20 protein-coding genes and 1 pseudogene are annotated in these 23,850 nt (G+C 71.1%); 11 read left to right on the forward strand and 10 right to left on the reverse strand.

The annotated features are described in order from the left end of the window. The first annotated feature begins 55 nt into the window (after positions 1–55). The gene (locus O7632_RS10630; RefSeq protein WP_278113596.1) at positions 56–1,555 is read left to right on the forward strand and encodes a cobyrinate a,c-diamide synthase; all 1,500 of its coding nucleotides are present in this window, start codon (positions 56–58) and stop codon (positions 1,553–1,555) included. Here the strand turns inward: O7632_RS10630 and O7632_RS10635 are convergent. Then, positions 1,535–3,700 carry a transglycosylase domain-containing protein gene (locus tag O7632_RS10635; protein WP_278113598.1) on the reverse strand — a complete coding sequence of 722 codons (2,166 nt, stop codon included), beginning with the start codon at positions 3,698–3,700 and terminating at the stop codon, positions 1,535–1,537. The genes O7632_RS10630 and O7632_RS10635 overlap by 21 nt on opposite strands. A gap of 124 nt (positions 3,701–3,824) precedes the next feature. Between O7632_RS10635 and cobC the strand changes: the two genes are divergently transcribed. Genes cobC through cobA form a run of 3 tightly spaced genes read left to right on the forward strand, consistent with a single transcriptional unit; the run spans position 3,825 to position 7,339 of the window. Further along, positions 3,825–4,982, forward strand: coding sequence for an Rv2231c family pyridoxal phosphate-dependent protein CobC (cobC, locus tag O7632_RS10640; RefSeq protein WP_278113601.1), 1,158 nt, complete (start codon positions 3,825–3,827; stop codon positions 4,980–4,982). Between the two features lie 51 nt (positions 4,983–5,033). After that, positions 5,034–6,083: a nicotinate-nucleotide--dimethylbenzimidazole phosphoribosyltransferase gene (gene cobT / locus O7632_RS10645; RefSeq protein WP_278113603.1), complete on the forward strand. Its 1,050-nt coding sequence runs from the start codon at positions 5,034–5,036 to the stop codon at positions 6,081–6,083. Then, positions 6,080–7,339 (forward strand): uroporphyrinogen-III C-methyltransferase, encoded by a 1,260-nt coding sequence (gene cobA, locus O7632_RS10650; RefSeq protein WP_278113605.1) that lies wholly within the window; start codon positions 6,080–6,082, stop codon positions 7,337–7,339. Before cobT ends, cobA begins: the two co-directional genes overlap by 4 nt. 75 nt (positions 7,340–7,414) lie before the next feature. On the opposite strand, the gene otsB is transcribed toward cobA, so the two are convergent. Together otsB and O7632_RS10660 are read right to left on the reverse strand one after the other, a co-directional pair. Further along, a complete protein-coding gene (otsB, locus tag O7632_RS10655) occupies positions 7,415–10,024 on the reverse strand; it encodes a trehalose-phosphatase (protein ID WP_278113607.1) in 2,610 nt (869 codons plus the stop codon). Then, positions 10,025–11,422, reverse strand: coding sequence for a trehalose-6-phosphate synthase (locus O7632_RS10660; protein WP_278113609.1), 1,398 nt, complete (start codon positions 11,420–11,422; stop codon positions 10,025–10,027). A gap of 397 nt (positions 11,423–11,819) precedes the next feature. On the opposite strand from O7632_RS10660, the gene ettA reads away from it, so the two are divergent. The 4 genes and pseudogenes from ettA (at position 11,820) to O7632_RS10680 (ending at position 15,829) form a co-directional block, all read left to right on the forward strand. After that, the gene (gene ettA / locus O7632_RS10665) at positions 11,820–13,496 is read left to right on the forward strand and encodes an energy-dependent translational throttle protein EttA (RefSeq protein WP_278113610.1); all 1,677 of its coding nucleotides are present in this window, start codon (positions 11,820–11,822) and stop codon (positions 13,494–13,496) included. Positions 13,497–13,554: 58 nt separating this feature from the next. Continuing rightward, complete coding sequence (locus tag O7632_RS10670) at positions 13,555–14,046, forward strand: thioesterase family protein (protein WP_278119964.1); 492 nt, start codon at positions 13,555–13,557, stop codon at positions 14,044–14,046. 124 nt (positions 14,047–14,170) lie between these two features. Next, positions 14,171–14,698 (forward strand): annotated as a pseudogene (locus tag O7632_RS10675) (hypothetical protein); the annotation flags it as partial. Positions 14,699–15,184: 486 nt separating this feature from the next. Beyond that, a complete protein-coding gene (locus O7632_RS10680) occupies positions 15,185–15,829 on the forward strand; it encodes a YbjN domain-containing protein (RefSeq protein WP_278113612.1) in 645 nt (214 codons plus the stop codon). Between the two features lie 114 nt (positions 15,830–15,943). On the opposite strand, the gene O7632_RS10685 is transcribed toward O7632_RS10680, so the two are convergent. The 3 genes from O7632_RS10685 to O7632_RS10695 all read right to left on the reverse strand — a co-directional run bounded on the left by O7632_RS10685 (position 15,944) and on the right by O7632_RS10695 (position 19,362). Beyond that, entirely contained in the window at positions 15,944–16,450 is a 507-nt protein-coding gene (locus O7632_RS10685) for a globin (RefSeq protein ID WP_278113613.1), read from the reverse strand. Positions 16,451–16,502: 52 nt separating this feature from the next. Then, positions 16,503–17,981, reverse strand: a complete 1,479-nt coding sequence (locus O7632_RS10690; protein ID WP_278119966.1) for an MFS transporter — start codon at positions 17,979–17,981, stop codon at positions 16,503–16,505. 250 nt (positions 17,982–18,231) lie between these two features. Then, on the reverse strand, positions 18,232–19,362 hold the full coding sequence (locus O7632_RS10695; protein ID WP_278119968.1) for a mechanosensitive ion channel family protein: 1,131 nt from the start codon (positions 19,360–19,362) through the stop codon (positions 18,232–18,234). Positions 19,363–19,662: 300 nt separating this feature from the next. Here O7632_RS10695 and O7632_RS10700 point away from each other — a divergent pair, with 300 nt between their 5' ends. After that, on the forward strand, positions 19,663–20,199 hold the full coding sequence (locus O7632_RS10700) for an HNH endonuclease (RefSeq protein ID WP_278113614.1): 537 nt from the start codon (positions 19,663–19,665) through the stop codon (positions 20,197–20,199). A 34-nt stretch (positions 20,200–20,233) separates the two neighbouring features. Here O7632_RS10700 and O7632_RS10705 read toward each other — a convergent pair whose 3' ends face one another. Together O7632_RS10705 and O7632_RS10710 are read right to left on the reverse strand one after the other, a co-directional pair. Beyond that, positions 20,234–21,283, reverse strand: a complete 1,050-nt coding sequence (locus tag O7632_RS10705; protein WP_278113616.1) for a class F sortase — start codon at positions 21,281–21,283, stop codon at positions 20,234–20,236. 20 nt (positions 21,284–21,303) lie between these two features. Next, complete coding sequence (locus O7632_RS10710) at positions 21,304–21,831, reverse strand: hypothetical protein (RefSeq protein ID WP_278113618.1); 528 nt, start codon at positions 21,829–21,831, stop codon at positions 21,304–21,306. A 308-nt stretch (positions 21,832–22,139) separates the two neighbouring features. Between O7632_RS10710 and O7632_RS10715 the strand changes: the two genes are divergently transcribed. Next, on the forward strand, positions 22,140–22,445 hold the full coding sequence (locus O7632_RS10715) for a hypothetical protein (RefSeq protein WP_278113620.1): 306 nt from the start codon (positions 22,140–22,142) through the stop codon (positions 22,443–22,445). Then, positions 22,432–22,851, forward strand: a complete 420-nt coding sequence (locus O7632_RS10720; protein ID WP_278113621.1) for a DUF5130 family protein — start codon at positions 22,432–22,434, stop codon at positions 22,849–22,851. Before O7632_RS10715 ends, O7632_RS10720 begins: the two co-directional genes overlap by 14 nt. A 40-nt stretch (positions 22,852–22,891) precedes the next feature. On the opposite strand, the gene O7632_RS10725 is transcribed toward O7632_RS10720, so the two are convergent. After that, complete coding sequence (locus O7632_RS10725; protein WP_278113623.1) at positions 22,892–23,611, reverse strand: zinc-binding dehydrogenase; 720 nt, start codon at positions 23,609–23,611, stop codon at positions 22,892–22,894. Continuing rightward, positions 23,554–23,763, reverse strand: coding sequence for an alcohol dehydrogenase catalytic domain-containing protein (locus tag O7632_RS10730; protein ID WP_278113625.1), 210 nt, complete (start codon positions 23,761–23,763; stop codon positions 23,554–23,556). Before O7632_RS10730 ends, O7632_RS10725 begins: the two co-directional genes overlap by 58 nt. Positions 23,764–23,850: the final 87 nt, after the last annotated feature.

Genomic DNA, 23,850 nt, shown 5'->3' on the forward strand with positions numbered 1-23,850 from the left:
ACCGTCGAACGCCCGTCCGGTCACGGCCGGACCCGGATCGCCAGAGGAGTCGCCGATGCCGCCCGTAGCCCGCCTGGTGGTGAGCGCACCCGCGTCCGGACACGGCAAGACGGCGGTCGCGGTCGGCCTGCTCGCCGCGTTGCGTCGGCGCGGCCTGACCGTCGCGGGGATGAAGATCGGCCCGGACTACACCGACGCGGCCTATCTCGGCGCGGCGGCCGGCCGGCCGGGACGCAACCTCGACCCGCAGCTGGTCGGCGCCAACCGGATCGGGCCGCTGCTGGCGCACGGCGCGGCCGGTGCGGATCTGGCCGTACTGGCCGGCGCGATGGGCCTGTACGACAGCCTCGGCAGCCGCGCCGACAGCGCCTCCACGGCGAGCGTGGCCACCGCGCTGCGCGCGCCGGTGGTGCTGGTGGTCGACGTCGCCGCGATGGGACAGTCGATCGGCGCGTTGGTGCACGGCTTCCGGGCCTACGACGACATGCTCTGGCTGGGTGGGGTGATCCTCAACCGGGTCGGCTCGGAGCGGCACGAGCAGGTGTTGCGGGACGCGTTGGACGAGATCGGTGTGCCGGTCTTCGGTGCCCTGCGGCGCGGCGAGCTCCCTCCCGGTCTTCCCCGCGCGGCCGGGGTGGTGCCGGTCGCGCAGCACACCGTCGACGCGGTACGGCTGATCCGTCGGCTCGGCGAGGTCGTCGACGGCGCGATCGATCTGGACCGGCTGCTCGGGTTGGCCCGCTCCGCGCCACAGCTGACCGTACCGGCCTGGTCGGCGGCGGACGCCGTGGCCTCCGACGGCCCGCTGCCTGCGTCGTCGGCCCGTCGCCCGGTGATCGCCGTCGCCGGTACCTCCGAACTGGTCTACGGCTATCCGGAGACCGTCGAGTTGATCACCGCCGCCGGTGGCGCGGTGGTGCCGGTCGATCCGTTGCGCGACGAGTCGCTGCCGGAGTCGACCGCCGCGCTGGTGCTGCCGGGCGGGATACCCGAGGGGTACGCGGCGGAACTGTCCGCCAACCGCGCGTTGACCGTGGCGGTGGCGGATCTGGCCCGGTCCGGCCGGCCGGTCCTGGCCGAAGGCACCGGGCTGCTCTGGTTGCTGCGCGAGTGCGACGGTCGCCCGATGGGTGAGGTGTTCGACGCGGTCGCCACCACGACCGACCGGATGATCGTCGGCTACCGGGAGGCGACCGCACGGGCGGCCACCCCGATCGCCATGCTCGGTGCCCGGGTCACCGGCTACAAGCAACACCAGCTGGTGGTCAGTCCCCGGGCCGGGCACACTCCGGCCTGGACCTGGGGAAACGGGGTGCCCGAGGGGTTCGTGTGGCGGCGGGTGCACGCCTCGCAGCTGATCCTGCACTGGGCCGGTATGCCGCAGATCGCCCGACGGCTGGTGGTGGCGGCCGGTCCGGCCTCCGCCGGTCCGGCGGCGCAGTTGCCCGTCGGCCCGGGTGCCGTGACACCTGGTCCGGATGCTCCGCCGGCCGGGCCACGGCCGGCGGAACAGGATCCGTCGCTGCTCGTCGGCTCATCCGACGATCTGCGCTGACGGGGGAGCGAACTGCCGGACCGGGCGGTCCTTCAGCGCGTTTTTCAGCGTTCCGGCGGCCGAGTCGACCGGCTTCTGGGACTGCCAGTCACCGACCGCGTTGAACGGGTTGTCCGGGTCGGCGATGAAGCTGGCCACCGCGAGCTCCGGGGTGTAGCCGGTGAACCAGGCCGACCTGGTGCTGTCGGTGGTACCGGTCTTGCCGGCGACCGGTCGGCCGACCGCCTTGGCCACGCCGTCGGCGGTCGACCAACCGCCGCAGCCGCCGGTTGCCGGCCGGTCGCCGACCGGGCAGCGGGCCGCGTCGGTGGCTGCTCGGGCGACGTCCGGCGAGAACGCCGCGTGGCAGCGCGGGGTGGCCACCTCGACCTCGACCCCGGTCAACGTACGGTAGGTGACCGGGCTGCCGTCGGGGTTCTGCACCGACAGCACCGGCGAGTCCTCGCAGTGGCTGCCGTCGGCGGCGATGGTCGCGTACGCGTTCGCCATCTCCAGCGGCGTCACGTCGGACACGCCGAGGGTGAACGCACCCCACTTGTCGGCGTGCTCGGGTGAGGCGTTGCGCTTGTCGACGTCGGTCCGCCAGCGCAGCCCGAGCCGTTCGGCCATCTGCACCGCCTTCTCCGCGCCGACCTGCTGCAGCAGCCACACGAAGTAGGTGTTGACCGACTTGCCGAAACCGGACCACATGTAGTGGAAGCCGGCCATCGCGCCGGAGGCGTTGCTCGGGCACCAGCGTCCGCCACAGCTGCTACTGCCCTGACCGCCGTCGTAGATGGAGTGGATCCGGTGCGGGGCGTTGAAGCCGGAGCGCAGCGGCATGCCGGCGTCCAACGCGGCCAGCATGGTGAACATCTTGAACGTTGATCCGGCCTGGTAGCCGGGCAGGTCTCCGCCGCCGAGCAGCGGGGTCACCGTGTTCGGGTAGTTGCCCTTGATCTTGTCGCGGAGGCTGGGGTTGGAGTGCGCGCCGTTGTCTGTCTGGTCCAACGAGTAGACCCGGTTCACCGCCATCGCCTTGACATGGCCGGTGCCCGGCTCGACGGCGACCAGACCGTGCGCGAACGGGCTACCGATCGACTCGCGGGACGTCACCTGGTCCTGGGCGGCCTTCTGGATCCCGGGGTCGAGGCTGGTGACGATCCGGTATCCGCCGGTGCGCAGGTTACCCAGGCGCTCCGACGGGCTGTCGCCGAACGCCTTTTGACTCATCCACCACGATTTCAGGTAGTCGCAGAAGAAGCCCCAGTCGTTGTGTTCCTGTGGCACCGAGACGCACTCGTTGGCCGGGGTGCTCAGATTGAGTTCGATCGGTTCGGCCTTGGACCGCTGCGCCGCGATCGGGGACAGGTATCCCAGATCGGCCATCCGATCGATGACGTAGTTGCGCCGCTCGGTGGCGGCGGTCTGGTCGGACGTCGCCGGGTCGTACTCCGAGGGCGCCTTGACCAGGCCGGCGATCAGCGCGGCCTCGCTGGCGGACAGCTCCCGGGGATGCTTGGAGAAAAAGATTTCCGCTGCCGCGTAGATGCCGTACGCCCGATGGCCGAAGTACGCCGCGTTGAGGTAACGCTCCAGGATCTCCGATTTGGACATTTCCTTTTCCAGTTCCATGGCGATCCGGATCTCGCGGATCTTGCGGCCGGGGGTCTGGGCGGTGGCCGCCTGCAACTCCAGGGGGCTCTGCGCGGTCTCCTGCAGCGCCAGCCGGACGTACTGCATGGTGAGGGTGGACCCGCCCTGCGAGACGCCGCCGGCCTGGGAGTTGGCGACGAACGCCCGGGCCACGCCCTTGGGGTCGACGCCGTTGTGCTGGTAGAACCGGACGTCCTCGGACGCGACAATCGCCTGCTGGATAAACGGTGACATTTCAGTTAGCGGTACGTATTTGCGATGTTCCTCGTAGAACATGGTCACCAGCGTCCGGCCGTCCGCCGCGTACACGTACGAGGTCTGGGCCGGGTCGGCGTCACGCAGTTTGGTGGGGATCTGCTCGATCGCCTTGGTGCTGGCGATCACCGCGAGGCCGGTGATTCCGGCGATCGGATAGATGGTGGCGGCGACCACGACGCCGGCGATCAGTCCGGCACGGACCAACTGGACAAGGCGACCGCTTCGGGCGGGAGTCCGGGTGCGCTTCCTCACGAGTCGAAGGTAAGCCGGACCGCCGCAAAATATGACCAAAAGGATTAAAACCAGAAGGCAAATCGTGTCACAAGCGTCACCCTTCGTCGATTTCGCCTCGTCCGACCAGGCATGATCGGCGGTCATGGGGGACAACGGCAGCAGCGGTCGGACCGGGCACGACCTCGCCCGGCGGGCCGACCGCGGGGCAACGGGCGATCTTGCCCACCACGGCGACCGCGAGGCAACGGTCGACCTCGCCCACCACGGCGACCGCGAGGCCACGCCCGGCCTGGTCGACCTCGCGGTCAACGTACGGACCGCGCCGATGCCGCCCTGGCTGGCCGAGCCCATCCGGGCCAGCCTGGACACCCTCGCCCGCTACCCCGACCCGCGCCCGGCCCAGATCGCGGTCGCCGCCCGGCACCGGCGTGACCCCGACCAGGTGCTGCTCACCGCCGGCGCGGCGCAGGGTTTCGTGCTGCTGGCCCAGGCGCTGCGGGACGCCCGCCGCCCGGTGGTCGTACACCCTCAGTTCACCGAGCCGGAAGCCGCGCTGCGCCACGCCGGACACCGGGTGGAGCGGGTCGTCCTCACCGCGGAATCGGGGTTCACCCTGGACCCGGACGCGATCCCGCCCGACGCGGACCTGGTGGTGATCGGCAACCCGACCAACCCGACCTCGGTGTCGCACCCCGCACCGACCCTGGCCCGGCTGGCCCGCCCCGGCCGAACCCTCGTGGTCGACGAAGCGTTCGCCGACACCACCTGCGCCGCCGGCGTGCCCGGCGAACCGCACTCCCTGGCCACCCGGACTGACCTACCCGGCCTGGTCGTGGTCCGCAGCCTCACCAAGACCTGGGGCCTGGCCGGGCTCCGGATCGGCTACCTACTCGGGCCAGCCGACGTGCTGCGCCGACTGGCCGTCGTACAGCCGCTCTGGGCGGTGTCGACCCCGGCGCTGGTCGCCGCCGAGATCTGCGCCGGCCGCCGGGCCGTCGCCGCCGAACGGCGGATCGCCGCCGCGCTGGCCGCCGACCGCGCTCACCTGGTCCAGCGGCTGGCGCACCTGCCGGACGTCACGGTCGCCGGGCGGCCGAGCAGCGCGTTCGTCCTGATCCACCTGGCCGGCGCGGACCGTGCCCGGTCGAGGCTGCGGGCCCGGGGCTACGCGGTACGTCGGGGCGACACCTTCCCGGGACTGGGCGCCGACTGGCTGCGGGTCGCCGTACGCGACACTGCCACCACCGACGCCTTCGTCGACGCCTTGGCCGAGACCTTGGCCGAGACCTTGGCCGACTGACGCCCGACGCGACGACCCCCTGGATGTCCGACAGACGACCTTGGAGGACCGATGCTCGACGCGACCCTGTCCGCGCTGCGCCCCGCCGACAGCGCGGCGATGGAACAGGCCCGGAACCTACACGCGCGACTGACCAAACCCGCCGGCTCGCTGGGCGTCCTGGAGAACCTGTCGGTACGGCTGGCCGGGCTCGCCGGCGGCTGCCCGCCGCCGCTGCCGCAACCCGGCGCGGTCGCTGTCTTCGCCGGCGATCACGGCGTGCACCGGCAACGGGTGACCGGCTGGCCGCAAGAGGTCACCGCGCAGATGGTGACCAACTTCCTGACCGGCGGCGCGGTGGTGAACGCGTTCGCCCGGCAGACCGGTGCGACCGTGACCGTGGTCGACGTCGGTGTCGTCGGACCGCTGGACCCCGCCCCTGGTCTGATCAGTGCCAGGATCCGAGCCGGCACCGACGACCTGTCCGCCGGTCCGGCGATGACCGTCGAACAGGCGCGGGCGGCCGTCGAAACCGGCATCCGGGTCGCTGGCGAACTGCACGACGCCGGAGCCCGAGCGCTCCTCACCGGTGACATGGGGATCGCCAACACCACGGCCGCCGCCGCGCTGGTGGCCGGGTTCACCGCAGCGACCGCCGTCGAGGTGACCGGTCGCGGCACCGGGGTCGACGACGAGACGTACCAGCGGAAGGTATCGGTGGTCGACACGGCGCTGCGCCGACACCAGCCCGACCCGAACGACCCCCTCGGGGTGCTGGCGGCCGTCGGCGGCGTGGAACACGCCGCGCTCTGCGGCTTCGTCCTCGGCGCCGCCGCCCGGCGGGTGCCGGTGATCGTCGACGGGGTCAGCGCGGTCGCCGCCGCCCTCGCGGCAGCGGCGTTCAGTCCGCTGGCGGTCACGGCGATGGTCGCCGGCCACCGCTCGGTGGAGCCGGGCGCTACGGTAGGGCTGCGACATCTCGGCCTGACGCCCCTGGTCGACCTGGGGCTGCGCCTGGGCGAGGGCACCGGCGCCCTGCTCGCTCTGCCGATCGTCGCCAGCGCGGTCCGGGTCCTGCACGAGGTGGCCACCTTCGACGCGGCGGGAGTCTCCGAGAAGTGAACTTGTACCCATTGGGATTGCGGCTCGCCGGACGCCGGGTGCTGGTCGTCGGTGGCGGAGCCGTCGCCACCCGGCGGGTCCCGGCACTGCTCGACGCCGGCGCCGACGTCCTGGTGGTGTCTCCCGGACTCACCCCGGCCCTGCACGGGATGGCCGACGCCGGTCGGCTGACCTGGCGGCGACGGCGGTTCGAACCGGCCGACCTCGACGGGGTCTGGCTGGTGCAGGTCGCCGTCGACGATCCCGCCGCCGCCGCCGAGGCCAGCTCGGCCGCCGAGGAGCGGCGGATCTTCTGCGTACGGGCCGACGACCGGACCGAGGCCACCGCATGGACCCCGGCGGTGACCCGACACGGGCCGGTGACCGTGGCCGTCATCGGCGGCGGCGATCCGCAGCGCGCGGTCCGGGTGCGGGACGCGATTCGGCACCGGCTGGCCGACGGGACGATCCCGGTGGCGGTGTCGCCGCCTGGTCCGGCCGGTCACACCGGTGCCGAGCCCGTTGAGCCCGCCGAGCGCGCCGGCCGGGTCTTCCTGGTCGGCGCGGGGCCGGGAGATCCCGAGCTGATCACCGTCAGGGGACGCCGACTGCTGGCCGAAGCCGACGTCGTGGTGGCCGACCGCCTCGTCCCCGGGCTGCTGCTGGACGAACTGCCCGCGCAGGTGGAGCTGATCGACGCGGCCAAGATCCCGTACGGGCCGGCGGCGGCCCAGGAGGAGATCAACCGGCTCATCGTCGACCGGGCGCGGCGTGGCGCGACCGTCGTGCGGCTCAAGGGTGGCGATCCGTACGTGTTCGGCCGGGGCGGCGAGGAACTGTCGGCCTGCCTGCGGGCCGGGATCTCCGTCTCGGTGGTACCCGGGGTGACCAGTTCGATCGCGGCTCCGGCGGCGGCCGGCATCCCGGTCACCCATCGTGGCGTGGCGCACGAGTTCACCGTGGTGTCCGGGCATCTGCCCCCGGAACACCGGCTCTCGCTGGTCGACTGGGCGGCCCTGGCCCGGCTGCGGGGCACCCTGGTGATCCTGATGGGGCTCAAGAACCTGCCGGCGATCGTGGCGGTGCTGCTCGCCAACGGCCGACCGGCAAACACCCCGGCGGCGGTGGTGCAGGAGGCCACCACCGGAGGGCAGCAGACGATCCGATCGAACCTGGGTGACGTGGTGGCGGCGGTGGCGGCGGCCGGGCTGCGACCGCCCGCCGTGGTCGTGGTCGGCGCCGTGGTCACCGCACTCGACCCGACCGATCCCGACTGACCCGCTCCGCAGAAACGGTTCGGGTGGCGGTCCGGCACGCCGGGGGAGCGACGGCCGGACCAGGTCAGAACCGGATCACCGGACGAACATGTCGTCCAGCAGCAACGCGCATCGGATCAGGCCCAGATGGCTGTACGCCTGTGGATGGTTACCCAGGCCCCGCTCGGCGAGTGGGTCGTACTGCTCGGGCAGCAGCCCGGTGGGACCGGCGGTAGCGATCATCTGTTCGAAGAGTTCCTCGGCGTCGCCGCGTCGGCCGGTCCGCAGATAGGCCTCGATCAGCCAGGCGGTGCAGATGTGGAATCCGCCCTCCCGGCCCGGTAGCCCGTCGTCCCACCGGTAGCGGTAGACGACCGGACCGCTGCGCAGGTCGGCCTCGACCTTCAACACCGTGGCGAGGAACCGGGGGTCGTCGTCGGGCAGCAGCCCGGACAGCCCGATCCACAACGAGGACGCGTCCATCTCCTCGTCGCCGTACGCGACGGTGTAGGCGCCGGCCTTGGCGTGCCAGCCGTACTCCAGCACGTTGTGGCCGATCCGGTCGCGCAACTCGACCCATTCCGGCCGATCGCCGCCGCCGTGCCGACGTACCACGTGCAACGCCCGGTCGACGGTCATCCAACACATCACCTTGGAGAAGACGTGATGCCGGGGCGCCAGCCGCGCTTCCCACAGGCCGTGGTCGGGTTCGTGCCAGCGACGCTCGACCGCCTGCACCATCGCCTCCAGCACCCGCCACTCCTCGTCGCGTACGGTGCCTCGGGCGTCGGCGACGACGGCGAGCAGGTCGGCGATCGGTCCGAAGACGTCCAGCTGCAACTGGTGGTTGGCGAGGTTGCCGACCCGTACGGGACGAGAACCGGCGTATCCGGGCAGCGTGTCGATGACTGCTTCGGCACCCAGTTCGAAACCCTCGACGGTGTAGAGCGGGTGCAGCCGTTCCGGGTGTCCGCCGGTCCGTTCCACACAGCCGTCCACCCAGCGCAGGAACGACTCGGCCTCGGCCAGCGAGCCGAGATCCACCAGTGCGCGGGCGCTCATCGCGGCGTCGCGCAACCAGCAGTAGCGGTAGTCCCAGTTACGGACCCCGCCCACCTCTTCCGGTAGCGACGTGGTGGCGGCGGCGAGGATCGAACCGGTCGCCTCGTGACACAGTCCACGAAGCGTCAACGCGCTGCGGGCGACGAGTTCCCGGCCGGTGTTCGGCAACCGCAGTCCCCGTACCCAGTCTCGCCACGGCTGCTCCGCGGCTGCTTGGCGCTGCGCGATCGCGACCGTGTGGTGCTCCAGGCTGTGCGAGCCGAAGCGCAGCTCCATGGTGAGCATGCCACCGAGGCCGGCCAGGTCGACGGTGGCGCGAGCGGTCTCCCGGCCGGCGTCGTCGACGACCTTCCACTCCACACCGGGGGAGTAGAGGGCGACCGGCTCGTTGGATCCGAGTACCAACAGCCCGTCACCGACCGGTTGCAGCTGGACGGTGACCTGGCCGAACTCGGGTCTTGGCGCGAACTCCAGTTGCGCCTGCCCGGTACCGGTGAGCACCCGGAGCAGCGTCGAGTCGGCATCGAGCACGACGGTGTCGCCGGTGGCGGCCTCCGCCGGGGGATGGTCCAGCCAGTCCGTCACGGTCAGCCCGGACCAACGGGTTTCCACCGTCATGGTGCCGGGGCGGTACCGCTGGCCGAGCGGGATGCCGCCGCGAGCCGGTGCCACCGTGAAGTGGCCGGCCGGTGCGCCGCCGAGCAGATCGGCGAAGATGGCCGACGAGTCGGGCTTGGGGTGACAGAGCCAGGTCACCTTGGCGTCCGGGGTGAGCAGAGCCACCGTCCGACCGTTGGCGAGCATCGAGTGGCGCTCGATCGGTACGGCGTGTTCGCCGTAGAGCCAGTTGCGTCGGGTCGCCAGCAGCACGCCGAGCACGCGAGCGGCGTCGATGGGCTCGTCCACCCGGAACCCGGCCCGGGTCTCGCCGGGGCCGATCTTGATGCCGACGTCTGGTCCGTGCAGGTTGGCGAAGGCGCTCTCGTCGGTCACCGAGTCGCCGATGAACAGTACGGCGCTGGCCGAGGTCTGGGTGCGGATCTGGTCCAGCGCGCTGCCCTTGTCGGTGGCGACCACCGACAGTTCGATCACCTCTTTGCCCTGGGTGACCGTCACGTCGGGCCAGGAGGCCGGTCCGGAGCGAACCATTTCGACGACCGCTGCGGCGACCTGCGGGTCGGCTCCCCGGGTGTGCACCGCGACGCTGGCCGGTTTGACCTCCAGTCGGGCACCGGGCTGTTCCTTGATGAGCTGCCGGAGTTCCCGCTTGAGCTGCGAGTGCACCTGGAGCTGCTCGGGGGAGAGTCGTTCGACGAAGCCGATGTCGAACTCGGAGCCGTGACTGCCGACCAGATGGACTTCGCTGGGCAGCCGGGACAGCGCGGCCAGGTCCCGCAGCGCCCGGCTGGAGACCACGGCGACCGTGGTCTGCGGCAGGGCCGCCAGTGCCCGTACGGCCGCCACCGACTCCGGCAGTGGCACCGCCTTGCTCGGATCCTCGACGATCGGGGCCAGGGTGCCGTCGTAGTCGCAGGCCACCAGCAAGATTGGCATCCGGGCGATCCGCCCGATAGCCGCGCGCAGGTCGGGGTCGATCTGATCCGCCGCCGCGCGTACGTCCCCGTCAAGGACGGACGTTCTCATTCATTCCTCCGTCTCGGGCACACCGAGTTCTGTGAGGAAGGAGCGGGCCCAGTGGCCGACGTCGTGGGTCCGCAGGTGGCGTTGCATGATTCGCATCCGCCGCCGGGCCTCGGAACTGTCGACGTGTACCGCCCGCAGTAACGCGTCCTTGACTCCGTCCGGGTCGTGCGGGTTGCACAGGAACGCTTGACGCAGCTCCGTTGCGGCGCCGGCGAACTCACTGAGTACGAGTGCCCCGCCGGTGTCGGCGCGGGCCGCGACGTACTCCTTGGCCACCAGGTTCATTCCGTCTCGCAGTGGTGTCACCATCATCACATCGGCCGCGCGGTAGAGCGCGGCGAGTTCACTGCGACTGTACGACTGGTGGAGGTAGTGCACAGCGGGGACACCTACCCGGCCGAATTCGCCATTAATCCGGCCAACTTCGCGCTCGACCTTGACCCGAAGTGCCTGGTAGTGCTCGACCCGCTCGCGGCTCGGAGTGGCGACCTGCACCATAACCGCGTCCGGAACTGTCAGCTTTCCGTCAGCAAGTAGCTCACGGAAAGCCTTCAGCCTGAGTTCGATTCCCTTGGTGTAGTCCAGTCGGTCGACGCCGAGCACGACGGTCTTGGGATCGCCCAGCTCGGCGCGGATCTGCTTGGCGCGCGCCTCCACCGCCGGGTCGTGCGCCATCCGTTCCATCTCGGGTACGTCGATCGAGATCGGGAACGCCCCGGCCTTGACTTTTCGGCCGTCGACCTGGATCATCTGGCCCTCGTAGCGCAGGCCCAGCAGGTGCCGGGCCAGCCGGACGAAGTTCTGCGCCGCCAGCCGTTGCTGGAAACCGACCAGGTCCGCACCGAGGAGACCGCGCAGGATCTCGGCCCGCTGCGGCATCTGCATGAACAGTTCGATCGGTGGGAACGGGATATGCAGGAAGAACCCGATCCGCAGGTCAGGACGGATCTCCCGGAGCATCGCCGGCACCAGCTGGAGCTGATAGTCCTGCACCCAGACGGTCGCGCCTTCGTCGGCCACCTCCGCGGCGGCCTCCGCGAACCGGGCGTTGACCACCCGGTACGCCTCTCGCCAGCGGCGCTTGAAAGCCGGCGTCTCGACCGCGTCGTGGTACAGCGGCCAGATCGTGGCGTTGGACTGTCCTTCGTAGTAACGTTCCAGTTCTTCGGCGCTCAACGGCACCGGATGCAGCCGAATACCCTCGAGGTCGAACGGCTCGGGTGCGGCACCGGCTCCACCGGCCCAGCCCACCCAGGTGCCCTGGTGCTGGGCGAGCACCGGATGCAGGGCCGTTACCAAACCGCCTGGACTGCGTCGCCACTGGCGACCTTCGGGAGTGGTCACCTCGTCCACCGGCAGGCGGTTGGCGACCACTACGAACGAGCTCCGAACCGTCACGTTCCGTACACCTCCGGTGATTACGGGACCGCCCTGAGCCTACTGTGCAGGCACGGTGGCTGGATCCCCGTCCCCCTCTTGGTGCCAGCCGATCTGGTACCCGGAGGGTCCACCCCTTGGTGCCCAGCGGATCGGGACGCCGAAACCACTCGACGCGGTGGCGTACCCGACACCCTGGTTCTCGACGCGCGGCGTCGGGTCTATCGGTGGGTCCATCGGTGGGGTGAGGTGCGGTGTGACGTCTCCACCTGTCAGGATTGACGACGGCGTACACCGGTGGTTCGCCGTACGCGAAAGACCACGCCCCACCGCGCAGCGCGGGGGCGGGCGGACCGCGAGGTCCGAGATCGCCCGTACGCGGCGGGGTCCCACGAGATTTCTGGAGGTAGGCCGCACCGTGGCCCAGTACATTTACGTCCTGGAGAGGGCGCGTAAGGCGCACGGCGACAAGGTCGTGCTGGACAACGTGACGCTCAGCTTCCTGCCCGGTGCCAAGATCGGTGTGGTCGGTCCGAACGGTGCCGGTAAGTCCAGCCTGCTCAAGATCATGGCGGGGTTGGACCGGCCCAGCAACGGCGAAGCGCGGCTGATGCCCGGCTACACCGTCGGCCTGCTCGCCCAGGAACCCCCGCTCAACGACGCCAAGACCGTGCTCGGCAACATCGAGGAAGCCGTCGCCGAGACCAAGGCCAAGCTGGAGCGGTTCAACAAGATCGCCGAGCAGATGGCGACCGACTACTCCGACGAACTGATGACCGAGATGGGCCAGCTGCAGGAGGAGTTGGACCATGCCGACGCCTGGGACGTCGACTCCAAGCTCGAACTCGCCATGGACGCCCTGCGCTGTCCGCCACCGGAGGCCGAGGTGACTCAGCTCTCCGGTGGGGAGCGGCGCCGGGTCGCGCTGTGCAAGCTGCTGCTGGAGGCCCCGGACCTGCTGCTGCTCGACGAGCCGACCAACCACCTCGACGCTGAGAGCGTGCAGTGGCTGGAACAGCACCTGGCCAAGTACGCCGGCACCGTGATGGCGATCACCCACGACCGCTACTTCCTGGACAACGTCGCCGGATGGATCCTGGAACTCGACCGGGGTCGCGCGGTCGGCTACGAGGGCAACTACTCGACCTATCTGGAAAAGAAAGCGGCCCGGCTGGCCGTCGAGGGGCGGCGCGACGCCAAGCTCAAGAAGCGTCTCGGCGAGGAACTGGAGTGGGTGCGCTCCAACGCCAAGGCCCGGCAGACCAAGTCCAAGGCTCGGCTGGACCGCTACGAGGAGATGGCCAGCGAGGCGGAGAAGACCCGCAAGCTGGACTTCGAGGAGATCCAGATCCCGCCGGGCCCCCGGCTGGGCAACACGGTCATCGAGGCACACGAGCTGACCAAGGGTTTCGGCGACCGGGTGCTGATCGACAAGCTGAGCTTCTCGCTGCCCCGCAACGGCATCGTCGGCATCATCGGCCCGAACGGCGTCGGCAAGACCACCCTGTTCAAGACGATCGTCGGTCTGGAGCAGCCGGACAGCGGTCAGGTCCGGGTCGGCGAGACGGTCCAACTCTCCTACGTCGACCAGAACCGGTCGGGCCTCGACGGCAGCAAGACCGTCTGGGAGGTCGTCTCCGACGGACTGGACCACCTGATGGTCGGCAAGGTCGAGATGCCGTCCCGGGCGTACGTGGCCGCCTTCGGCTTCAAGGGCCCGGATCAGCAGAAGCCGACCAAGGTGCTGTCCGGCGGCGAGCGCAACCGGCTCAACCTGGCGCTGACCCTGAAGATCGGCGGCAACGTCATCCTGCTCGACGAGCCCACCAACGACCTGGACGTGGAGACACTGTCCAGCCTGGAGAACGCGTTGCTGGAGTTCCCCGGCTGCGCGGTGGTCATCTCCCACGACCGGATGTTCCTGGACCGGGTGGCCACCCACATCCTGGCCTGGGAAGGCGACGAGACCAACCCGGCGAAGTGGTTCTGGTTCGAGGGCAACTTCGAGTCGTACGAGAAGAACAAGATCGACCGGCTCGGTGCCGACGCGGCCCGACCGCACCGGGTCACCTACCGCAAGCTGACCCGTGACTAGACCCGCGACGAGTCGGCCGGACCGCGTCACGGCACCGGCCGACTCGAACGCGGTCGCCCTGCCGGCAGGCCAGCCGGCAGGCCCGCCGGCAGCGTCCGGTCCGGGGGGTCGTCGGTACACCTTCCACGCCGCGTTGCGCTGGTCCGACCTGGACGCGTACGGACACCTGAACAACGCGCGGTTCCTCACTCTCTACGAAGAGGCCCGGGTGGCGCTGATGTTCTCGGGTGGCCGGGCCTGGGGCATCGACTCGTTCGCCGAAGGGGTCCTGATCCATCGACACGAGGTCGACTACCTGCGTCCGGTCGACTACCGACTCGGCCGGGCAACGGCCGAGCAGGCGCCGAGCGTCCGGATCGAACTGTGGATCGAGGAGATCCGGCCGTCCCGGTTCATCGTGGGCTACGAGATGTTCGACGGGGACTCGTTGGTCAGTCGGGCCCGGTCGGTGCTGGTTCCCTTCGATCTCGGCCAGGGACGGCCGCGCCGGCTCACCGAGGCGGAGCGCGCGTTCCTGCTGCCGTACGTGCCGGTTGCCGCCGGTGGCTGACGTGGCTGCTCCAGCCCCGGACGGCACCCCGCCCGGCGGCGACGGCCGCGACGGCGCTCGGCCCGGCCGCGACGGCGCCCCGCACGGCCACCGTCTCGGTGGCGTCGACGACGCGGCGGCCTTTCTGACTCGGTTGATCCGGCTGGACCGGGCCGGCCTGGTACGGGTCCGCTCGGCCCGTACCGGCATGGTCGCGGGGGCGGACCCGGCCCGTGGGCCCGACGCCACCCGGGGGCCGGACACGGCCGCCGGGCCCGTTGTCGCGGCCGCCAGCGCCGTTGTCGCGGGCGGAGCGACCTCCGGCGCGCCCGAACGGACCACGCTGTGGGCCCGACTGCCATGGTCGGTGCTGGTCCAGCGGACGGTGTCCGGCCCCGGGCCGGGGGACGTTACCGTGGCGGCCTCGGACCTGTTGCTCGAACTGACGGCCGGCGGCGTGGCGCTGCCTCGTCGGCGCGACGGCGACTGGCGCTGGTCGTTGCCGACCGGTGCCTCACACACGGTGGAGACCGTACCCGTCGCGGAGATCCGGCGGATCGCGGCGGCGGCGGCCGGCACCCTGCGTACGGCCGCCGCCGAAGGCGTTGGCGGCCGGCCCATCGGTCAGCGTGCCTTGCGGGACGCCCTGCTCGACCATGTCGCCATCGTGGTGAACGCCGACCGGCCGGCCGGCGCGCGGGCGTACCGGGCCGCCGTGGCCGGGGTCGAGGACCTCGACCCGGCCCGGCGGCGTGCCGAGGGTGGCGTGTCGGCCGGGCCGTCGGGGAGTCGTGCGTCCGGCGGGTGGACGGAGCGGATCGAGATTCCCCAGCGGCTGATTCAGGCTCTGGTCCAGATGGGCTTCCTCGGGGCGGACGCCGGTCCGCCGGAGATGGGCTCGACGGTGCCCATGGTCCGGGTTCGCCGGGTGGGGACCTGGATAGCCATGGATGCACCGTTTGGAACTGCCTGGATGCAAAGAGTTAACAATTTGGGCATTGCGCCGAGGATTACTCATACGAACGTATGAGGGTATCTCATCCCTCTGGCTCGGTGCGGCCGTTGGGGGGGTGCCTCGATACAGCTATCCGGGTACCGTCGTCCCTCGGATCCGACGCAATGTAGGCGCCCGGATCCGCTGGGGAGTGAGGTGCGCACAATGCCGTGGTGGTCATGGCGCTCCGGTCACACAGGTGGCGGTGAGCCGGATAGCCGAAGCAGATCCGGAGGGGACGGCAGCGTTCGACTGGGGCCGCCGGCCCCGCGGACGCCCGAGCAGGCGTCCCGTTCGTCAACCGAGCTGAGCCCGGCGAGATCGCCGGTGCTGCCATGTCAGCCGGCACCGTCCGCCGCTGGCCAGGCAGTCAACAGGAACGGGTCGTCGCAGGTCGCTCCGGTCACCCTGCGCCGTATCGGCGAGGCCCTCGACCTGCTCGACGTACGATATCTCGCCGATGGCGACGGCAGCCTGCTGGCCATGTGGGAGCGGCACGCGGTGTTGTTCACTCTCGAAGGCCCGGACGACGAGATTCTCGTGGTCCGGGCCCGACCGCACTCCACCGTCCCACCCGACTGGGCGGACCGTGCGTACCGGGTGGTCAACGAGTGGAACCACACCCGTCGGTTCTGCAAGGCGTACGTCGGTGACCCGACCGATCGGGGACAGTTGCCGATCTACGCCGAGTTGCAGGTCCCGCTGGCAGCCGGCGCGCACGACGCGTTGCTGGTCGAGGTCCTGGATTGCGGTGCGGCGGTAGCGACCACCTTCGTCGACTGGCTGCACGACGAAGGCGCGCTGCTGTGACGTCGGCGCCGACGGTCGTCGGCCTGCTCTGACGCCCGTCGGTCCCGGCCGTCGCCACCCAGTGGGATTGCCCGCTGGGTGGCAGGCCGGGCACACCGCGCGGGATGCTCTCCGTCAATCCCGTACGGGCAGATCCCGACCCGGTGGTGCGGTCGGTGTCATGTCGTTGACCATGAAGTACGCCGCGCGTTCGAGGTAGTCCCAGAGTAGACCGGCCAACTCCGGATGCAGGCCGAGGCTGTCCACGGCCCGGCGCATGTGGGTCAGCCAGGCGTCGCGTTCGGCCGCGCCGATCCGGTACGGTGCGTGCCGCATCCGCAGCCGGGGGTGCCCCCGCTGCTGGGAATACGTGCCCGGACCGCCCCAGTACTGCATCAGGAACAGGGCGAGCCGGTCGGCGGCCGGTCCCAGATCCTCCTCGGGATACATCGGCCGCAGCAGCCGGTCGGTGGCGACACCGGCGTAGAACTCGCCGACGAGCCGGCGGAACGTAGGTTCGCCACCGAGGGCGACGAAGAAGGCGGCGGGATCGTCGGCCGCCGGGGTCGGGGTGCCGCCCGTGCCGCCGCTCGTCGTACCGCTGGTGCCGCTGGTGCCGCTGGCGGGATCAGGCACTGTCACCGTTCCATCCTGCCAGCCGGTCCGCCGGTGCCGGTCGGCGGTGCGGCGCTCCTCACATCGAGCCGATCCCGGTCGCCGGATGTTCGCCGGAATCGCCGTCGAACCGGGCGCCTCGGGCGTCGTGGGCGTCGTGGGCGCCTCGGGCGTCGTGGGCTCGGGAGACGGGCAGCCGCGGCGGTGGTGCCGCCGCCGGCTCGGTCCGGGCGGCCGCCTCGGTGCGCACCGGGGTTTCGGCGCCAGCCGGTGTCTCGCCCTGCTGGTGGGCGGCGGAAATGGCGGCGTCGAAGCGCTCCGCGCTGGGCCACTGGACGACTACCAGCGCCATCAGTACGACTCCGGCGAGGCTCCACACCCCGACGACGGTGGGAATGGCGAATCGATCGGCCAGGATACCGGTGATCAGGACCGCCACCCCCTGCGCGACCTGGATGCCGGTGGCGATCACCCCGAACGCCCTGGCCCGGTATCCGTGCGGCAGGGCCTGCACGAACAGGCCGTTGGCGACCGGCATCAGGCCGGCGACCGCGAACCCACAGACTGCGGCGAGTGCCGCCACCACCGGCGGCGAGGGATCGAGCATGGTGGGCACGAGCGCGAGGGGAGCGATCACCGCGAACGGCCGGATCAGCCGTCGACGGGTGTCCGGGCGTACCACCCGGCCGATCAGCAGCCCGCCGATGATGTAACCGGCCGGACTGGCCGCCATGATCATCGCTTGGGCGAGGCCACGTTCGGACTCGCTCACTCCCGGTTCGGCGGCCCACGCCGCCGCCAGACCCTCCGGCACGATAGCGAACAGTGAGACGGCACAGACCAGCAGCGCGATGGCGCGCAGCACGCCCGTACCGAGGACCAGTCGGAAGCCGTCGGCCGTTTCGCGCAGCAGATGCTGCCGGCGGTCGGGGGCCAGCGCCGACGGGCGCGGCCGGATGCCGAACTTGATCACCAGCGCGGAGGTGGCGAAGGTCGCCGCGTTGAACAGCAGCGCGGCGCGCGGGTTCGCGGTGGCCATCGCCGCACCGGCCACGTACCCGCCGACCTGGGCGAGTTGACTGGTGCTGGCGACCAGGGACAGTCCGACGATCAGCCGGTCGCCGGTGAGTACGAGCGGCATCAACGCCGACCGCGCCGCCTGGTTGGGTGGATTGGCCAGGGTGGTGCAGAACAGGAGGCCGAGCATCATCCAGACCGGCATTCCGGGCACCGCGACCAAGCCGATCAGGACCATCCGGACCACGTCCGTCGTGATCATGACCCGGTGGTACGGGTACCGTTCGGCGACCGTGGTGAGCAGCGGCCCACCGATCAGCCACGGCAGGAAGCTGACCGCGAACGCGGCGGCAGACAGGGCGACCGACTGGGTTTCCCGATAAACCAGGACGGTGACAGCGGCCTTCGCGATGTAGTCGCCGATCCAGGACAGCGTCACCGACGCGTACAGGAAACGGAACTCGTCTCCGGCGAACACCTCGCGGAAGGTGGCCGGATCACCGGCGGTGTGTGTCTCTTTGGACACGGACGGCGCCTCCATCGTTCTCGGCAGCGGCCCGTTCGTGGCGGGGTGCTGCTGCCGGGGAACGTCCCGGACGTACGGCTGAGCGAAGTAGCGGTGACACTCCGATGACACTCGTCCCGGATCATGCCCGATCGGATGACTTCTGGCTAGTGTGAACGGATGGCTTGTCGCCGTTCTGACTGTACGAACGGACGATATCCGACTCACCGTACGGCGTGCGACACCTGCTCGTCAGTTGAGGTGTTTGGGCTGGTCGACAGCGATCTCAGGTCGCGTCGGCCGGACCGCTCTCCGCCCCGGTGGTCTCGGACGGACGGGCCAGGAACATCCGACTCGCCGCCATCTGTGCCGATATCCCAGAGGTCTGCAAGGCGTTGGCCAGCTGCCGGCGCAATTCCCGCCCGACCACGAACTGTCCCTCGGCGGTCGTCTTGGCCACCGTACGGATCACCGCCCCGTCGACGGTGATCTGCTCGACGCCTAGCACATCGGGCGGCTCGACGAAATGCCCGGCCAACTCCGGGTCGGCGGCGACCACCAGCGCGGCGTTGCGGAGCACCGCGCTGGCCTGCTCGGCGCTGGCGAACCCGATGGGCATGTCGACCACCACCATCGCCCACCCCTGGCTCTTGTTGCCGACCCGGATGATCTCGCCGTTGCGGATGTACCACAGCACGCCCCGCCCGTCCCGGACAGTCGTGATCCGTAGGCCGACCGCCTCGACCACGCCTGTCGCCTCGCCCAGGTCGACGGTGTCCCCGACCCCGTACTGATCCTCCAGCAGCATGAACAGGCCGGCGATGAGGTCCTTCACCAGTGACTGCGCGCCGAACCCGAGCGCCAGCCCGGCGATACCGGCGCTGGCCAGCAGCGGGGCCAGGTTGAAGCTCATCTCCCCCAACACCAGGAGTACGGCCAGGGTGAAGACCACCGCGCTGACCAGGCTGCGCAGCACCGACCCGATCGCTTCGGCCCGTTGCCGGCGTCGTTCCGGCATGGCACGGGCAGCGACGCCCGCGCCGACGCCGGCATCTGCACCGACGCCGGTACCGGCACCGACGCCGTTGGTGGCGGCCCGCTCGCGCAGCGGTCGCAGGATCGCCGGCCCGGAAACGGTCGACGTGCTGGTCACCAGCCGACTGATCGCCCGATGCAACAGATGACGCAGCAGTACGGCGGCGAGCACGATCAGGACGATCCGGATCGGCTTTACCAGCAGATAGAAGCTGCCCTCGGCCAGCCAGTCCAGGCCGGTCCAGTCGTACACCTGGTTGCAGACGGGATCCTCGTCGGGGCACTCCGGGCTGACCGAGGGTTCCGGGGCGGACTCGGCCGCCCACCACCGCAAGCCGGTCAGGAAGGCGTCCACGGCGGGCACGAGTACGGTCACCGCCATTTCGTACCGCATCGCCCGCCCCGACCGGTCGGCACCCCACCAGGTCGGCGGCACCGACGGGTGGCCGACCTCCGGCCAGTGGGCCGTCGCCCGAGGCCATCCGCCGAACGACCGAGGTGTCAGGCCCGAATAGTACGTGCATTCGGGTCATCTATCGGGGACTATTGGCGCACGGGCGCTGGCGATCCGCCAGCGCCACGCGTGATCGACCGCGCGGATCGCCGTGTCGATCACCCGGATCGCGTCGAGACCAGGCAGTCACTAGGAGCGGGTAGGACCACAACCGAGAGGGTGAGCGGGATGCCTGACATACGACCCACGGTGGGCTCCGGTTCGTTGGTGCTCAACGCGACGTACGAGCCGCTGTGTGTCGTTTCGGTCCGGCGGGCCGCGATCCTGGTCCTCTCCGCCAAGGCGGTGTGCGTCGCCGACGGCGAAGGCATGCTGCACAGTGCCCGGCACCGTCTGCCGGTTCCGTCGGTGGTACGCCTGACCCGGTTCGTCCGGGTACCGTACCGCACCCACGTCGGGCTCTCCAGACGAGCGATCTTCGCCCGCGACGGCTGGCGCTGCGCCTACTGCCGAGGCCCGGCCGAGACGATCGACCACGTCTTCCCGCGCAGTCGGGGCGGGCGGCACGTCTGGGAGAACGTCGTAGCCGCCTGCGCCCGCTGCAATCACGCCAAGGGCGACCGTACGCCGGCGGAGCTGGGCTGGCGGTTGCAGACCACGCCGGCGGCACCGAAGGGCATGGCCTGGCGGGTCCTCGGCCACCGTGCCCCGGATCCCCGGTGGGCGGACTGGCTCGACCTGTCGGAGGCCGAGGCCGCGGCCTGACGCCCGTCCGGGCGGCTCAGCCTTCCCGGGCGGCTCAGCCTTCCCGGGCGTCGACCAGGGACGCGAACACGACCACGTTGTCGGCGTATCCCGTGTCGCCACCGACCCAGCGGCCACCGCAGGTGATCAGTCGCAGCCCCGGCCGGCTGAAGTCGGCGTACACCCGCTGCACCGGCAGGGACGACTTGTCGAACCGCTCCACCGAGTTGACCTCGAACACGGCGACCGACCCGTCGACCCGACGGATCTGGATCTGCGCTCCCGGATGCAGGGTGCCCGCCTGGTGGAACACCGACGGACCGGTCCGGGTGTCGACATGTCCGACGATCACCGACGGGCCGTTCTCGCCCGGGGTGGGACTCGCGACGTACCAGCCGGCCTCGTTGTGCCGGTCGAGCTCGGGCACTTCGATGGTGCCGTCGTCGGTCATGCCCACGTCGTGCACCGCCGCCTGCAGGTTGAGGGCGGGGATGTCGAGGCTCACCGGGTCGCTGGCCGGCATCGCCGGGTACTCCTTCGTCGGCGACCGGTGCCCGCCCGGCAACCAGTGCGCGAGCGTGGTTCCGGTGACCCGTTCGAAACCGATCCCGACGGCGAAGATCCCGAACAGCACCAGGGCCAGCGCGGCCGGACCCCAACCCGACCGGCCACCGGTGCGGCGGCGACCCGTCCCCGCGCCGCCCGGCCGGGTGCTCCCACCCGGCCCCGGACGCCTCCCCGACCGTCGCTTTCCGCCGCCGACGCCCCACCATCCGCGTCCGCGCGGCCGGGCCGGTCCGGGCCGGCGGCCGGCTCCGCCCGGGGTCGGTCCGGCCCGACCTGGTACGGCCGCGACACCGCGCACCGGTGCTCGGGCGATGCCCCGGGCGGTGCCCGGGATCGCCGGCAACGGCGCCGCCTGCGGCTGCCCTGTCTGCTCCGTCGGCGCCGGCTCTGTCTGCTCGGCTGGCGCCGGCTGGGGCCGTCCGTACGTCGTGACCGGTGCGGCGACCGTGTGCGGGGTGGTGCCGGCCGTACCGATCTGCGTGGCCAGCGCGATCAGCCAGCCACGGGCCCGACCACCCGTCGGTGCGGGGACGGCCATCTACCCGCCTGCCCGCTCGGTCAGGCGCCCTCGTCGGCGCGACGACGGCGCAGCGCCATCAGCCCGATGCCGGCACCGAGTCCGACCGCCGCGATCCCGCCGACCAGGAACGCCGAACCACCCACGCCGGTGCCGGCCGAGGCGGTGCCCCCGCCGCCGGCGTCCGGGCCCCGGGTCGGATGCGCGGTGCCGGTCACCGTCAGCGTGTTGGTCGCGGTGTTGCCGTTCTGGCATTGCAGGTCAACGGGGTAGCGGCCGGGACGTTTGCTCCCCGGTACGGTCACCGCGCCGGTGAGGACGCCCTGCTCCGGTGTGACGATCACCCGCCCGAACGCGTCCGACTCGACCGTCGCCTGGCTGGAATTGTCGTCACCGCAGCTGGCCCGGATGGTGACCCGGCCACCCGCCTGTACGGTGCTCGGATCCGCTTCCACGTAGGTGCTGCCGGCGTGGGCCGGCGTCGAGCCGATCGCCACCGTCCCCGCTCCCAGCAGCAGCGCCGCGGCCACGCTCGTCAGCACCCTGACCGGATGACTCGATCTGCGCATGGTCTCCCTCGCAATGCCGTACCACTCGTCCGGCCCGCCGGCCGGTCGTGATCTGCCGGCGGACACCGCCGATCCGCCGGCGTCGTGGCGGCGGTTTCCCGCGATCGCCCCCGCCACGCCCGTCAATCGGGTGAATTCGGCGGCGTGGCCGGGCCGTCGAAGGGGAGCTCACCGGCACCCGGAGATCTGGCGGGCCGACCGCTCCGCTACCGTGATGGCGTCTGATCCGGTGCGGGCTGGCGGTGCTGCCAGGTCGTCCGCGCCGGACACACGCGGAGTCCCTTGAATCGATGCCGGGGGGTGTTGAGATGACTGTTACCAGCACGCTGCTCTACTTCGTCGTGATCCCGGCGGTCATCGTGCTCGTGGTGACCGGTCTGTCGATGATCGGCGGCCGTGGTGGGACGGACCGGCGTTACCGACCGGGTCGGTCGTTCGAGTTCAGCCCGGTCTGGTACGTCTCGGCCGGCCACCCCGCACAGGGCACCCGCGCGGCCGAGTTGCCGTCCGGCAGCGAACCAGCGGCGATCGGCGGTTCGGGGACCGTAGCCGCACAGACCGGGGTCGGTCGGACTCGGCCCGGTGCGACGGGAGGCGCAAGTGACCGTTGGTGAGCAGACCCACGAGCAGGCCAGCGAGGCGACCCGGCAGACCGCGACCCTGCCCGGACCGTTCGGCACCCGGCAGTTGCTCCGGCTCGACGAAGCGTTGCGGCTGGCCGACCGCAGCACCGGGTTGACGTTCAGTCTCTACGTCGGCGACCTCGACGAACCGGTCCGGGACTACGCGGTGACGCTGCATCGGCAGTTGCCCGATCCTGATCAGTCGGTGCTGATCGCGGTCTCGCCCAACCAGCGGGTGCTGGAGATCGTCACGGGAGCCGAGGCCCGCAAGCGGATTCCGGACCGCGACAGCAAGCTCGCCGCGCTCTCCATGGTGGCTGCGTTCGGCGGTGGCGACCTCGCCGGCGGTCTGATCAGCGGCATCGACCAGATGGCGTCGCGGGCCGGCCGGGCCTGATCGGCGGGCCGGCCGGGCCTGACCGCTTGATCGGCGGCGATCAGGGGACGATTACGGCTCGACCGTGGATCTCCCCGTCGCGCAGCGACTGGTACGCCCGTACCGTTTCGGTCAGCGGGAAGGTCTGCACTTCGGCCCGGAGCAGCCCCTGCGTGCCGAGCGCGATCACCTCGGCCAGTTCGGCGCGGGTGCCCCAGAACGGGACGACCGCGCTGGTTTCGAACGGCACCGGTGGCGGGCCGGCGGCGGTGGCCGTCATGTGCAGGGTGCCGCCGCCGAGGCCGACCAGCGTCAGATGACCGCCGGTCGCCACCACTTGCCGGGCGGTGTCGAGGGTGGTGTCCACGCAGACGAAGTCGAGCACCACGTCGGCCCCGTCGGGTGCCGTACCGGTGATCTCGCGGATCTGCTCGACCGCCGCCGGACCGGCCTGCACCGTGTGATGCGCACCCATCCGCTTGGCCAGCCGCAACGCGGCGTCGCTGGTGTCCACCGCGATGATCGTGGCGGCGGTGGTGACCGAGAGGATCTGCACCGCCATGTGTCCCAGACCGCCGATGCCGATCACCACGGCGTGGGTGCCGGGCCGCAGCACGTCGCGGTGCAGCGCGATCGCGTGGTACGGGGTGAGCCCGGCGTCGGTCAGCGGGGCGGCCTGGACCGGGTCGAGCCCGCCCAGCGGCAGCAGCCGGGACGCGGGTGTCACCACGTAGTCGGCGAGCCCGCCGTCGCGGCTGAGCCCGATTCCGCCGATCGGCACCCTGCGGCACTGTTTTCCAGCCCCCGCAGGCAGGCCCGGCAGGTCCCGCAGCCGATGATGCCGTAGACGGCGACGGCGTCGCCTTCCGACCAGCCGGTCACCCCGGCTCCGAGTCGGGCGACCCGGCCCGCGATCTCGTGGCCGAGGGTCATCGGGGTGGGGAACGCCGGCTGGCGCGTCGAGGATGTGCAGGTCCGAGTGGCAGGCACCGACAGCAGGTGCTGGCTGAGGCGGCACCG

The organism is Solwaraspora sp. WMMD406 (assembly GCF_029626025.1).
GTDB lineage: Bacteria > Actinomycetota > Actinomycetes > Mycobacteriales > Micromonosporaceae > Micromonospora_E.

Excerpts from the sequence above, each read along its gene's own strand:
- O7632_RS10630 (WP_278113596.1), top strand. The coding sequence starts at position 56 with ATGCCGCCCGTAGCCCGCCTGGTGGTGAGCGCACCCGCGTCCGGACAC.
- cobC (WP_278113601.1), top strand. The coding sequence starts at position 3,825 with ATGGGGGACAACGGCAGCAGCGGTCGGACCGGGCACGACCTCGCCCGG.
- cobT (WP_278113603.1), top strand. The coding sequence starts at position 5,034 with ATGCTCGACGCGACCCTGTCCGCGCTGCGCCCCGCCGACAGCGCGGCG.
- otsB (WP_278113607.1), bottom strand. The coding sequence starts at position 10,024 with ATGAGAACGTCCGTCCTTGACGGGGACGTACGCGCGGCGGCGGATCAG.
- O7632_RS10680 (WP_278113612.1), top strand. The coding sequence starts at position 15,185 with ATGCCGTGGTGGTCATGGCGCTCCGGTCACACAGGTGGCGGTGAGCCG.
- O7632_RS10690 (WP_278119966.1), bottom strand. The coding sequence starts at position 17,981 with ATGGAGGCGCCGTCCGTGTCCAAAGAGACACACACCGCCGGTGATCCG.
- O7632_RS10695 (WP_278119968.1), bottom strand. The coding sequence starts at position 19,362 with ATGGCGGTGACCGTACTCGTGCCCGCCGTGGACGCCTTCCTGACCGGC.
- O7632_RS10700 (WP_278113614.1), top strand. The coding sequence starts at position 19,663 with ATGCCTGACATACGACCCACGGTGGGCTCCGGTTCGTTGGTGCTCAAC.
- O7632_RS10705 (WP_278113616.1), bottom strand. The coding sequence starts at position 21,283 with ATGGCCGTCCCCGCACCGACGGGTGGTCGGGCCCGTGGCTGGCTGATC.
- O7632_RS10710 (WP_278113618.1), bottom strand. The coding sequence starts at position 21,831 with ATGCGCAGATCGAGTCATCCGGTCAGGGTGCTGACGAGCGTGGCCGCG.
- O7632_RS10715 (WP_278113620.1), top strand. The coding sequence starts at position 22,140 with ATGACTGTTACCAGCACGCTGCTCTACTTCGTCGTGATCCCGGCGGTC.
- O7632_RS10730 (WP_278113625.1), bottom strand. The coding sequence starts at position 23,763 with ATGACCCTCGGCCACGAGATCGCGGGCCGGGTCGCCCGACTCGGAGCC.